13 protein-coding genes are annotated in these 13,243 nt (G+C 39.2%); 5 read left to right on the forward strand and 8 right to left on the reverse strand.

What is annotated here, in order from left to right:
• Positions 1–36: 36 nt before the first annotated feature.
• Both N7E81_RS02610 and N7E81_RS02615 read right to left on the reverse strand, forming a co-directional pair.
• Positions 37–531, reverse strand: coding sequence for an acetyl-CoA carboxylase biotin carboxyl carrier protein subunit (locus N7E81_RS02610; protein WP_263051727.1), 495 nt, complete (start codon positions 529–531; stop codon positions 37–39).
• Between the two features lie 62 nt (positions 532–593).
• Complete coding sequence (locus N7E81_RS02615; RefSeq protein WP_263051728.1) at positions 594–1,058, reverse strand: Lrp/AsnC ligand binding domain-containing protein; 465 nt, start codon at positions 1,056–1,058, stop codon at positions 594–596.
• A gap of 879 nt (positions 1,059–1,937) precedes the next feature.
• On the opposite strand from N7E81_RS02615, the gene N7E81_RS02620 reads away from it, so the two are divergent.
• Together N7E81_RS02620 and N7E81_RS02625 are read left to right on the forward strand one after the other, a co-directional pair.
• A complete protein-coding gene (locus tag N7E81_RS02620) occupies positions 1,938–3,623 on the forward strand; it encodes an AMP-binding protein (protein WP_263051729.1) in 1,686 nt (561 codons plus the stop codon).
• 79 nt (positions 3,624–3,702) lie between these two features.
• Positions 3,703–4,614 (forward strand): DUF3078 domain-containing protein, encoded by a 912-nt coding sequence (locus N7E81_RS02625; protein WP_263051730.1) that lies wholly within the window; start codon positions 3,703–3,705, stop codon positions 4,612–4,614.
• Positions 4,615–4,687: 73 nt separating this feature from the next.
• Here N7E81_RS02625 and N7E81_RS02630 read toward each other — a convergent pair whose 3' ends face one another.
• Entirely contained in the window at positions 4,688–5,485 is a 798-nt protein-coding gene (locus N7E81_RS02630) for a DUF1338 domain-containing protein (RefSeq protein ID WP_263051731.1), read from the reverse strand.
• Positions 5,486–5,638: 153 nt separating this feature from the next.
• On the opposite strand from N7E81_RS02630, the gene N7E81_RS02635 reads away from it, so the two are divergent.
• Complete coding sequence (locus N7E81_RS02635) at positions 5,639–6,097, forward strand: Lrp/AsnC family transcriptional regulator (protein WP_263051732.1); 459 nt, start codon at positions 5,639–5,641, stop codon at positions 6,095–6,097.
• Positions 6,098–6,100: 3 nt separating this feature from the next.
• On the opposite strand, the gene N7E81_RS02640 is transcribed toward N7E81_RS02635, so the two are convergent.
• Positions 6,101–8,716 carry a DUF5686 and carboxypeptidase regulatory-like domain-containing protein gene (locus N7E81_RS02640; RefSeq protein WP_263051733.1) on the reverse strand — a complete coding sequence of 872 codons (2,616 nt, stop codon included), beginning with the start codon at positions 8,714–8,716 and terminating at the stop codon, positions 6,101–6,103.
• Between the two features lie 236 nt (positions 8,717–8,952).
• Here N7E81_RS02640 and N7E81_RS02645 point away from each other — a divergent pair, with 236 nt between their 5' ends.
• Entirely contained in the window at positions 8,953–9,567 is a 615-nt protein-coding gene (locus N7E81_RS02645; protein ID WP_263051734.1) for a DinB family protein, read from the forward strand.
• Between the two features lie 342 nt (positions 9,568–9,909).
• Here N7E81_RS02645 and N7E81_RS02650 read toward each other — a convergent pair whose 3' ends face one another.
• The 4 genes from N7E81_RS02650 to N7E81_RS02665 form a co-directional block, all read right to left on the reverse strand.
• Complete coding sequence (locus tag N7E81_RS02650; RefSeq protein ID WP_263051735.1) at positions 9,910–10,341, reverse strand: DUF1987 domain-containing protein; 432 nt, start codon at positions 10,339–10,341, stop codon at positions 9,910–9,912.
• 431 nt (positions 10,342–10,772) lie between these two features.
• A complete protein-coding gene (locus tag N7E81_RS02655; protein WP_263051736.1) occupies positions 10,773–11,198 on the reverse strand; it encodes a DoxX family protein in 426 nt (141 codons plus the stop codon).
• A gap of 30 nt (positions 11,199–11,228) precedes the next feature.
• Positions 11,229–11,765 carry an NADPH-dependent FMN reductase gene (locus N7E81_RS02660; protein WP_263051737.1) on the reverse strand — a complete coding sequence of 179 codons (537 nt, stop codon included), beginning with the start codon at positions 11,763–11,765 and terminating at the stop codon, positions 11,229–11,231.
• Positions 11,766–11,788: 23 nt separating this feature from the next.
• The gene (locus tag N7E81_RS02665; protein WP_263051738.1) at positions 11,789–12,238 is read right to left on the reverse strand and encodes a MarR family winged helix-turn-helix transcriptional regulator; all 450 of its coding nucleotides are present in this window, start codon (positions 12,236–12,238) and stop codon (positions 11,789–11,791) included.
• Between the two features lie 137 nt (positions 12,239–12,375).
• On the opposite strand from N7E81_RS02665, the gene N7E81_RS02670 reads away from it, so the two are divergent.
• Positions 12,376–13,116: a TerC family protein gene (locus N7E81_RS02670; protein ID WP_263051739.1), complete on the forward strand. Its 741-nt coding sequence runs from the start codon at positions 12,376–12,378 to the stop codon at positions 13,114–13,116.
• Positions 13,117–13,243 lie beyond the last annotated feature (127 nt).

Below are 13,243 nucleotides of genomic sequence, written 5' to 3' on the forward strand. Positions count from 1 at the left end.
TTTCACAAAGATAGGAGGGAATTTGAGACTTGGTATTTATAACGAAAGTAAAATTTTGCCTTTTTCCACACTTTCGCCTTTGACAGCGAAAAGTTCGCTGATCACCCCGTCAGAAGGGCATTTGATGACGTTTTCCATTTTCATGGCTTCAAGAATAAGCAGATGATCTCCCTTCTTCACTTCTTGTCCTTTAGCAACCAACACATCCAAAATAAGACCAGGCATAGGAGCTTTTACGTCTTTTTCTCCAGACTGTCCCACAGATTCCATACCCAGCTTAGCCAATAACAAATCAAGATTATCCTTTACACTTACCGTATAAGGCGTATTATTCACTTTAACGTTCACGGTCTTTTCTTCCTTGTTTACTGATAGTACTTTGGTCTGGTAGGATTTATGATTGACCAAAAAATGCAGATCTCCATCACCAGATTGGGCGAGATCGAAATTGAAGGGTTGGCCATTGAGCAGGAACTGATCCTGCTCTTGGTCTATTTCGTAGGAATTTACTCCGATTTGGGCTTTTTTCATTTTTGTGCTGTTTGAGTCAAAAATAACAGCCTTGACCCAAACCACCACAACTCGCAGGGAATTTATCCCAGCTGAATAGGACGACTCATACTTTCATCTAGTGAAATAAAGGTTTCCGTTCTATCAATACCGTCTACTTTCTGGATTTTATCATGCAAAACTTCACGAAGGTGATTAGTGTCTCTGCAATGTATTTTAATAAATATATTATAGTTACCTGTGGTGTAGTGAATCTTGACTACCTCAGGAATATCACGAAGCTTGTCTACTACTACATCATATAGGGAACTCTTTTGAAGATATATTCCTAAAAAACAGGTCACATCAAATCCCAATTTAGAATAGTCCAATTGTAACGTAGTACCTTTTACTACCCCCAATTCTTCCATTTTTTTCATTCGTACGTGTACCGTACCTCCAGACACGTAAACCTTTTTGGCTATTTCAGTATAAGGTGTCTTTGCATCCTGCATTAGATGTGAAAGGATCTTCAAATCCACATCATCAATTTCATAATTTTTCGGCATGATTCAATACTGATTTTAGTAATTATTCAACAATATTAATAATATATTAAATGATATGTAAATATTTTACTCATTTTATGTGATATTTTTAATATAACAGGCTTTTCCTTAATTTTACATCATCAAAACAAACGAAAAGACGTTCTTTTGTTTAATACTGTAGGGTGATGAAACAGGCAGCCATGCCCTCCTATCTCGGGGGTGGAGATTTTGGATAAATCGCTCCTTGCGACTAACTACTCCGTGGAGGTTCGAATCCTTCTCCTACAGCTATCATTTTTGGGTTAATGTTGTTTAATGAAAGAGTCTGGTTTACCAGACTCTTTTCATTTATACCCCTCAGAGCCCTCAAACAGCCTTTTACAAGCATCACAGCACACATCAATACATATTTCGCAATATAAACGCTCAATTTAAAGCTTGTTTTGCGAATTCATCAATATTTTTTATCAATTAGTAAAAACAATGTATTTATTGATCTGTTTTAGTGTAAAATTTTCAACATTCAGATGGTTTTACTACCTTTGAATTATCAAAACAAACGAAAAGACGTTCTTTTGTTTAATACTGTAGGGTGATGAAACAGGCAGCCATGCCCTCCTCTCTCGGGGGTGGGGAACTGGGACAAATTCCAATTAATATTGGAGCTAACTACTCCGTGAAGGTTCGAATCCTTCTCCTACAGCTATCATTTTTGGGTTAATGTTGTTTAATGAAAGAGTCTGGTTTACCAGACTTTTTTCATTTACACCCTTTCCTACTCAAAATGTGTCTTTCACATTTTTGATAATTCCACTCTCATTAAGCATCTTTAAAGGACTTTTATGTTTCACATCCGCATATTGTGAAATACGACCTTTAAGCATTAACAAAAACAACATGGCTAATCATACTTGGTTTAAACACTACCCAAAAGGAATTCCTCATACCATCAACCCAGATGAATACAGTTCTCTTGCAGAACTTTTCCAAGTCGGGTTTGAAAAATATAGCCACTTGCCCGCAATGGAAAACATGGGCAAATGTCTCTCCTACCAAGAGCTCAATAGTGCTGTAGACCTATTCGCCAGCTACTTACAAAACCACACAAGCCTGAAAAAAGGCGATCGTATTGCAATCCAGATGCCTAATCTCTTGCAATACCCCGTAGCGATGTTTGCAGCACTGAAATGTGGACTAGTGGTAGTCAACACCAACCCTCTCTATACCCCAGAAGAAATGAAGCACCAGTTTATTGACTCTGGAGCCAAAGCAATTGTCATTCTAGAAAACTTTGCCTGCAACCTAGAGCAGATACTTCCTCAAACGTCTATCGAAATCATAATCACTACCGAAATAGGCGATTTGCTTGGAGGCTTAAAGAAGCACATTACCAATTTTGTAGTAAAGCGAATCAAAGGCATGGTTCCTTCCTTTTCTTTACCTTCAGCCATTTCATTCAATCAAGCACTTAAATTAGGAGAAAGTACTTCTTTCCAAAAGATAACTCTTTCTGGTGATGAGATTGCTTTCTTACAATACACAGGTGGCACCACGGGTGTTTCCAAGGGCGCCATGCTCACACATCGAAACCTAATCGCCAATCTAGAGCAAGTCTGTGCTTGGATGAGCATCATGCTCGAAGAAGGGAAAGAAACCGTGATCACTGCTCTCCCACTGTATCACGTGTTTGCACTCACCTGCAATTGCTTGGTCATGTTTAAACTTGGCGCAAAAAATGTCCTAATTACCAATCCACGAGACATGCCAGGCTTTGTAAAGGAATTGTCGAAACATCCATTTTCCATTATTACAGGTGTAAATACACTATTCAATGGGCTGCTAAATCAAGAAAAATTTGCAGCAATCGATTTTTCCAAACTCAAAGTCGCTTTCGGTGGAGGTATGGCGGTGCAACAAATCGTTGCAGAGAAATGGCTCAAAATCACAGGGTCACCATTAGCCGAAGGTTATGGCCTAACAGAAACAGCACCAGTACTCACAACCAATCCACTAGACGGGACGGACAGAGTAGGTACAATAGGACTACCAATACCTAGTACAGAGATAAAAATGCTTGATGACGATGGCAACGAAGTAGCTCAAGGCGAACCAGGAGAATTGTGCGCAAAAGGCCCGCAGGTCATGAAAGGCTACTGGAATCGACCAGAAGACACTGCACAAGTGATGGATGGAGAATGGTTTAAAACAGGTGATATTGCGACCATCGACAGCGATGGGTTTATCAGAATCGTAGACAGAAAAAAAGAAATGATCTTAGTTTCAGGATTCAATGTCTACCCAAATGAAATAGAAGATGCCATAGCAAAACACGAAAAAGTACTGGAAGTAGGAGCCATAGGCGTACCTGACGCAAAGTCTACAGAAGCAGTAAAAATATTTATTGTCAAAAAAGACGAATCACTCACAGTGGAAGAAATAAAAGCCCATGCACATAAAATTCTTACTGGGTATAAATGCCCCAAGCATGTAGAATTCACCAAAGAATTGCCCAAATCCAACGTAGGCAAGATCCTACGAAGAGTTCTCAAAGAGCAAGATGCCAAGGTAAATGCCTATGAATAACATTCAATTAATATAGGATTTGAGTTTTTATCCTACTTTTGCGACTCAAGGAAACATTACAATCAACAAAGTAAATCTCATGAAGAAGTATCTATTAGCCATTTTACTCAGTATACCCGCTACCATTTACGCACAATCAGACACCACTTACTGGAACAAAGGAGGGTCGTTTGGTCTCAATTTCACACAATCCTCATTAACCAACTGGTCTGCTGGAGGTAGCAATACCGTCGCAGGTGCTGTATATTTCAACTACATCTTTGATTATCAGAAAGAAAGTGTACTTTGGCAAAATACCATCGACATGGGTATTGGGTGGATCAAGGAAGCCAGAAGTTCTAGCCAAAAAGCCGACGATAGATTGGTACTCACCTCTAGCTACGGTAGAAAAATAACTTCAACTAACGATAAGTGGTACTACAATGCAACCATCGACTTCAGAACACAATTCGCTAATGGATACAATGAAGACGACGTAGAACACAACAGTCCGATATCAAAATTTTTAGCCCCTGGCTACTTGATGGCTTCAATGGGTATCGACTGGAGACCAAATGAGTACTTCAACGTAACTCTAAGCCCTGTGACAGGTAAATTCACTTTCGTGAATGACGATGCACTATCTGCTGCTGGTGCTTTTGGTGTAGATCCCGGCAAAAAATCAAGAGCCGAATTTGGAGCTAGTTTAAAAGCGACCTTCAACAAAGAAATTTTCACCAATGGACATTTCACTTCCAACCTACTCCTATTCACTGATTACATTGAAAGCAATGGCAAAGTAGATGTGAACTGGGAAAACATATTGACACTAAAAGTAAACAGCTGGTTATCTGCTAACATTTACAATCAAATCATATATGATTATGATATCAAATTTTATGACGTAGATGCAAATGGCGACAATATCCTATCTACTGAAACTGATAAATGGCAGTTTAAAAATATCATCGGATTGGGGCTGTCGTTCCAATTTGGAGGCACAAGAGGTTAATCTAGTTTCAAAGCACAAAAAAGACTGCCCTTTGGAGACAGTCTTTTTTGTGCTTTGAAACTAAACAAACACATCACCCAGCATTCGTGCTCTCAAAAATTTTATCTGCAGATTTAGCTATAAATCCATTGAATAACTGGCCATTAGCTCCTTCGTACCTTCTGGCAAACTCATAATAACACGAAGGTATTTCAAACGATCCCTCTGCAAAATCTATCGCTTTTTTATCGGCCAATATACTCGACTGTTCTAGCAAGGCCTCTGGAGACCCTTTGACCTCCCCTCCCGACACATTCATCGCAAACCCATTGGCTTTCAGAAAGCTGTTCATCTCTTCCAAAGATGCCATAGATGTCAACTGATTAACATTAATCGTGAAATGATTGGCACAAAAGCCATACACATACATCCAAGCAGCATATTCCGACTCCTCTCTGAGCTTTAGATATGTCTCATGCGAGATCGTACCCCAAGGTCTCCCAGAAAAGATCGTAGCATTAGTTGCCATCAAACCTAATGGGATTTCATTGATTTTCTTCAAAATCAGGCTTTGCAATTTTTCGGAAAACTCTTCGAGGAGCAACTCACTAATAAAAATTTTCGGCGCATCCACATCGGGATGCTCATAATGCTTAGCTCTCAATTTTTTTTCTTCAAAAACATAATCGTCTTTCTCCACATAGCCACAAGCCAAAAACGGCTTCGCCAATTGCTCTACATTAATACTTGGGTGATTGAACGTACGGAATGCAATATGATCATTGCTAATCTTTTCACCTTTCGCCTCCAGTAGTTCATGAATTTTACCAGCAGAAGGAGTTGTCTTCAGATACTCTTCCCAAAAAATGTCGATGATTTCTTCGTATTGCATAGCTTTAATATTTTACACACAAAATGAAGTCATATTTATATCATATAATCATATTATAAATCATAATATCGTTTTTTAATTATATTAAAGTCATATTTAATTTTTCATTGAAAATAATATTCATTTTAACATTATCACTCTATCCATTCATACATGATTAGTCAATTTGACCCTATCGATAAAAAAATCCTTCGCCGTCTCAGCGAAAATGCTCGCGTACCATACTCGACACTAGCCAAAGAGCTAAATATATCCAACACGATGGTACACCAGCGAGTAAACAAACTTCGACAATCAGGAGTGATCAAAAATGCCACTTTTGTATTTGATCCTAAGGTGCTGGGCTACACCACCGAAGCCATGACAAGGATAGAAGTGACCAATGCTAAGTATGTGAACAGCCTCATTGCAGCACTCAAGGAAATCCCTGAGATCGTAGAGTGCTCCAATATTACTGGCAAGTATGCGCTCATTATCAAGATATTTGCCAAGGACAACAGCCACCTTCGAGATGTATTATATGGTCGTATTCACCCACTAGCGGGAGTAGAAGGCACAGACACTACCATTTCTTTTGAAACGGCTTTTCAAAAAAATATCGCTATTGATTGACCTTTATTCAAAATCAAACATCTCCTCTAGGTAAGCCGCTACTCCAAATCGTATACCCCAATCTAAGTATACTCCATCTTGAAAAGCCGCCACTCCTTCAATTCTAAATAAGCGAAAGATATTGTCGATACTATAGCCAGCTTCTGCATAATTGAGCGAAGATTCTGTACCTAGATAATTAACAAAGACACTCTCCTTTACCCCTCTTTTTCTAGCAAATTTGAACCTGGAAAGGAATAATTTTCTAAACTGATAGTGGGTGAGCAGGTTAAAGTAAGACCTGCTCGTACTAAAATTATAATAGGGCAGTAGTCGAAAGCTCTTCACTACATCAATATCTTGTACAGGCGTACGATTACCCATAAAGTGATTGTAATCCAAAAAACTAATGCTGTCTTTAGCCAGCAATCCACCTCCTCCAGCCCGATAATTCAATCGCCCTCTAATACCTACATCCAAGCTCTGCTCTACTTCTATAGACCATCTATGAAAGGAAATTTCGGCATCAGCTAGTGGTATTGCATTGTCGTAGGCTACAGTGATCTCTGGCGAAGTATGGTTAATGGCTTGCTGTTCATTGTTTTTTATGTAGTATTTCTGCCAAGGTTTCATCGAGAATTTTACTCCAGTAAGAAAGGCCTGATGAACAACAAAATTTGTTTGACCTAATTCCACATTTATGGGTGCATTAGGAGTGTACATTTTGTCACTTTGGTTGAACCAGGTATGATTGGTCTGGTTTTCTAAAGGGATGCGGTTGGCATATTCAGCAGAGATCCCAACCCTATACTTATCCGATATTTGATGTTTATAATTCAACGCCACAAATTCCTTCTGGTAGATTTTCATGTAGTTGCTCTCTAGCATGAGTGTGGTAAGCGAATTGATAATGGGATAAATAGGTACTTTTGAATTGATCTGATACATATACCTACCCCCTTCTAAGGCCAAGCTTTGGTCTCCAAACTTATAGGTCGTTTTGAGTTTGCTCTGCAACTGATGAATAGAAAAACCGTACCGTATCAGCGGCGTCACTTCTAGCCAAGTTTTGTTTTCAAACGTCTTGGTATAAGCCAGCTCATAGATGAAATTATAACCTTCTACCGTATTGAAATTGAGACTGAGCAATGACGGTTTTAATTCTAAATGAGACTTATCCCCAAGCTTATAAGTATTGCCCAACAGCAAGTCGTAAGCCCTAAAACCTTCTTTTCCTTGCTTAGTTTTCACAGTATCTCCTTCTGCTTCCTTTTGATTTACCAATGCTATACTATCCATTTTTTGATAGCCTTTGATTTCATACTTAGACAATGGGACAGGTCGAACAGCCTGCCAGAATGTAGAATCCATTTTGTACGCAGAAGAGTCTATGGTCACATTAGTGATGTACTGCACGTCAGAAATAGTATCCCTTTTCATCTCCAGCTTTTCATAATCGCGCAGGACTTTTCTCAACTCCTTTCGAGTCAGCTCTTTTCCTGATTGTAGTTTTTGAGTCGTCTCTGGCTCCATATTTTTGTTTTGCGCTTCTAGCTTAGTTGCCAATTCCTTATCCACCTTTTCATCGATAATTACCAGGTCTACCTCCAAGTCTTTGTTCATTTTTATTTGATAATTTTTGACCGTAGCGAGGTAATTATACTCGAATTCGAAACCGAAAAACGTTCCATTCACATCAAATTGGTGACTGATCGGCAGCCAAACTTTATTTTCAATCGGGTTATAGATTTGATGAATGATAAAATTGATCCCCATATAACTAGTCGCCAAATGTAAACTATGAATACTCCAATAATCCTCCACAATGGACAGCTCACCTACAAAAAGGTCGTCGCCCTTGGATCGAGGTATCACTCGAATTTTGCTAACCTCATAGTCTCGGTCTTTGAAAGTCCCTAGATATTCAAACCGATAATAACCAAATGCTTTTGGGGACAAAGGAGAAACCGCCTGACCTACCATCGGGTCATAAAAACTTCCTCTAAGGTATTCTAGTGGACTGGTATTGTTGTCCTGACCGTCGCTACGAATAGAAAGCACTTTTTCTTCATAAGTATTGGGCCTAGTATATTTCACCTTTGAAATAGATTCTGTCACAAAGGCCGTAGTAGAATCCAACCCTTCCTTGGCCATTTCTTTTCTCAAAAAGAAGGGAGAGTCGATGAGTCGCCCCGAACCTTTGATGTACACCTCGGCCTCATAGCCATCTAGTTGTTGCTGATGAAATTTGGCCTTGGCAATTGCTTTTCGCATAATGGTGTAGGCAGGATCTTCTTTACCTGCTCTCACTTCCACATCTTTGAGTACGATCGTTTGTGGCTCTAGTCGGATGTTCACTTCCGCGAAGCCTTTTGTCACTTCCACATACTGGACCACTGACTGGTACCCCAAATATTGAAAAACTAAATCATATTTGCCTGTAGGCAAAGGATATTCGAAATACCCCTGATCGTTGGAGGTCGTGCCAGTCTCCAGATTTCTCACATATATCGTAGCATAGGGTAGCGATTCTCCATTAGCGGATCGAATGGTGCCTTTGATTCCTTGGGATCGAGAGGCATAAGAAGACAAAAGCAGTAACAACAGGGTACTAGCCCTTGCGGCAAATGAGTTTAGCATAAGTGGTTTTTACTTTGAGTTTTTTGAGTTGATCTAAGATCAGGATGCAAAAAATACGCTTGGGGTTGCTTGATGGTTTTGATATTGACGATAATAACACTGAAGAAATACAATAGAAGTAAAACGAAAAAGTCTATCTATTTCAATGTTCTCATTAACTTCATTAAAAATATTTCGTTGACAATGTCCATATGAGACAAAATCAATCGTCTTCCTACTAAACAAATAAAATAATCATGAAGAATATTAAGAACCTTTTATTGACTCAGGCACTGATCCTATGTGGGCTCTCGGCTTTTGCCCAACAGGCCTTGACAAAAGAAGAAAAAAGCACAGCTATCAACTACCTAAAGCAATCTCAAAGCGAGCTACTAATTGCTGTAAAAGACCTGTCAGATGCCCAACTAAACTACAAACCGAGTGATGAGGTATGGTCGATTGCCGAAACGATGGAGCACATTGCTATTTCTGAAAAGAATATTTTTGGCATTGTAGAGATGACACTAAAAACTGACCCTGACCCATCGAAGAGAGATGAAGTATCCATGTCTGATGAGCAATTGCTAGCAATAATCACAAGCAGAGATCAAAAGGTAAAAACACGTCCAGAATTTGAACCAAGCAACAGTTTCGGGTCTTTTCAAGGGTCGCTAGATGCATTCAACGCAAAGAGAAAATCCAATATTCAATTTGTAAAAAAGACTAAAGAAGATTTGAGAGACAGGTATTTTGATCTTCCTTTTGGCAAAGCAGATGCGTATCAGGTGATCCTATTTATGAGTGGGCATACGCAGCGTCATATGAAGCAAATCGTAGAACTCATCAAAAGCGAAGATTTCCCACAAAGCTAATCAGGGAGAAATAAATCTATGGCATAAAAAAAGGTTACGCTCCCGCGTAACCTTAACCACCTTAATAAATTACTTTAGAGCCTTCGCTACATACCTTTAATTCCCATAGCTGGTAAATACCGAACCCATTCTCACATACAATTGCGGCAAAAATGCTTTCGTTGTATATCCTTATCTTTCTACTGCTGGCTCCTTAGCAACTATATCATTACGCTCAGCATCGTGCAGGCCATCACAAACCCGAAGGTCAAAAGGGTACCTACTACTACTTGCTTCACTGCTTTTTCTGCTGATTTAAATTTTGGTTTCATAACTGTATCGTTTAAGTCTTAATTAATTTTTTTACGCCGCGCTTAACTGTGGCTCTTTTTCTGTTTCTTCTCCTAAAGTATTGATCACTGGCACTGAAACAAAATTGAATCTGTATCCGAAAAACGAACTAAAATCCTCTCCTGCTTCCAACATATCCTCATCTCCGTCTTCGTAATACCAGTTCACAATAACTCTTTTTCCTAGCTGATTAATAGTATCTAGTTTTCTTAGCAAGTTAAAAATGCACTTTGAAGAACTGGTGTTAAAATATTCAAACGCTAAATTCACAGTAATATTACCTGCTGAGCTTTTTACATATCGATCCATGTTCAACAAAAGCGAACCATAAAAGCTCAAAGGATTTTCAGGACTCGACTTCCCTCTAAGATCTAGTAGTTCCTTCTTTGGATTGAAGTACACCGATGGCGTTACTCTTGATGATCTGATGAAATATCCTTTCATAGCTTTAATTTTTTGATTCAATTCAACTTTCTGTTGCGAATACTTAAATTCTATGTTTCAAAGATGATTCACTCAAACGACAAATAAAATACAGGATATTCGTAAATGTTTTTTTACGCAAACAGGAAACTAAATGAGCGATTATTTTCAATAAAAATGCAAGAGTGCCCATACATCACCCAAATGGCTTTTTTTCAATATTAAAAGACCTGATTTTATAAGTGATTTACCTACTTCTTAGGAAAATCCCGCAAAACGAAGAGTCGATATGACTTCATTTTAAATCAAAACACCTAACTCACATCCAGCCTATCAGCTGATTTAGAGTAATAATGCCTAAAAAAATAGCCTCAAACATCTGCGTATTTGAGGCTATGGATTGAGGACTTGCCTCTAAATATTAGACTATCTCTTTTGTTGATCATATACGATCAATCCCATTGCCCTTTAGACACGCTGTACTTGCCAGCGCCCAGCAATGCTATGGCAAGCCCACCCACCAAATAGATGGCAGGCAACTCTATCGCCCACGAGCCATGATCGTTCACACTAAATATCTCACCTGCGTGGGCCATCAGTATAGCCACTACCATAGTGAAAGACATAGCCAGCCCTCCAAGTCTAGACTTGAAGCCAACTAATATCATAAGCGGAGCCACAAACTCTCCGATAATCACACCATAACCAATAAAACCAGGAATGCCTGCCTCTTGAAGCATACCTGCGATGTGCCCTGCGCCTCCCATGAGTTTGCCATAGCCATGAAAGAGCATACCAAATGCGAGTATGACTCTTAGTAACAGTTTTCCTTGGTCTTGAGCATTTTGGCCATTCAATAGTTGTGCTAACTTTTTCATTATACTTTTAAAATAAAATTTAGTTGATAATTATAATAATGACTTTTCAAACTGAGCAACAGCTGCTGCCAGTTCTTTTTGTCTTTTTTCATCTGTGATTTGACCTTGTTTGCGGTCGAAGGTTTCATTGAACAAACCCAAACTATACGTGGCAGCCACTTCTCCTGCAAAATATTTCATTTTGACATTCAGGTCTTCTAAGCTGCCAGCGGCTCCACGCTTTCCTGCAGATGTACTGAGTAGCAATACAGGCTTCCCTCCCAAAAACTTAGCTTCTACTCGCGAGGCCCAGTCTATCGTATTTTTCAAAAAAGCTGTCAGGCTACCATTGTGCTCGGGAGTACCTATGATATAGGCATCTGCTTCTTTCAATTTGGCCACTAAATCCTGAATGGGCTGTGGAATACCCACTTTTTCAATGTCTGCACTATATATAGGAGCATCATACCCTCTAAGGTCTACAAACTCCACCTCCGCAGCTTCCACAAGTGAGGAAGCGTATTTTACCAATTGTACATTGATGGACGTAGAACTATTACTGCCTGCAAAGGCGATTACTTTTTTCATTTTGGTAAGTTTTATTTTGATGATTACCCTCGGAGCTTGTCCAAAAGATCACTTAGCAGGTTAGATTCTTCTTCAGTCAGCGCATTATACGTTTGGCTTTGTTCTTCCATTACGCTGTCTAGCTTGGCTAACAAACCCAATCCTTTATCGGTGATTTTTAAGTTTATCATTCTACGGTTATCGGGATTAATGTCACGTTCCACCATTCCATTGGCCACTAGCTTGTCTAAGAGCCGTGTCAAATCCCCACGCTTATTGATCAACACTTCTTTGATCTCCCCTGGGCATATGGTGAGCGGGTGTCTACCTCTCAGTATCCTTAGAATATTGAAATGTTGCTCATTGATACCATTAGGCTTCAATACCTTTTCACTATGATCCCGAAGCCAGTTGCCTGTATATAATATATTGATAACGGCTTTTTCTCTAGCGTTTTTAAATGACGACTGTTTGATTTCTTCTTCGAATTTCATACTGACGATACTAACGTAGTTACATTATTTGTAGTTACGAATATCTGAAAGTTTTTTCAATTATTAAAATCTCCTTCCACATTCTGGATATTTAGACACAGATGTTTAATATTGAACAATAGACGTTACACCACATTATGGATACACTACTGACCGCCGAATCTCTGATTGCCTTACTCACCCTTACCTTTTTAGAAATTGTGTTAGGCGTGGACAATATCATTTTTATCTCGATCGTCTCCAATAAGCTTCCTCAAGAGCAGCAAGCCAAAGCTAGAAACATAGGGTTACTATGTGCGTTGGTTTTCCGAATCGGGTTACTATTTGGGATTACTTGGATCATCAGTTTTTCAGAGCCACTATTTACTATTTTAGGACACGCTTTTAGTGGTCGCGATTTAATTCTAGCAGGAGGAGGACTGTTCCTCATCGCAAAGAGCACCGTAGAAATCAACCACAAAATGGAGGTCATGGAACACAAAGAAGCGGCGGGCAAAGTTACTGCTACCATCGGCGGGGTGATTGCCCAAATCATCATGCTCGACATCATCTTCTCCTTCGACTCGATCCTCACCGCTGTGGGTCTGACCAGTCAGCTCACGATCATGATTATAGCTGTAGTCATTGCCATGTTTATCATGATGACCTTTGCAGGAAAAATCAGTGCTTTCATTGCCAAAAATCCATCTTTAGAAGTCTTGGCACTTTCCTTTTTGATTCTGATCGGATTTATGCTAACCGTAGAGGCTATGGGGCACCATGTACCCAAAGGATATATCTATTTTGCGGTATTCTTCTCACTAATAGTAGAAATGCTCAACATCAGAATTAGAAAAGGCCGACAAAAAATTAAACTCAACAAAAGAATAGAAAATTAAAAAACCGTCCATCTAAGACAATATTCTTACATTTTGTCCGAATACGAACGGGAAAATTGCAAGAAAAATATTGTAAAACGCTGATTATAAGCAGGTTGAAATCATGGCATAGAATTAGTCAAAGTCT

The organism is Reichenbachiella carrageenanivorans, assembly GCF_025639805.1.
GTDB classification, from domain to species: domain Bacteria; phylum Bacteroidota; class Bacteroidia; order Cytophagales; family Cyclobacteriaceae; genus Reichenbachiella; species Reichenbachiella carrageenanivorans.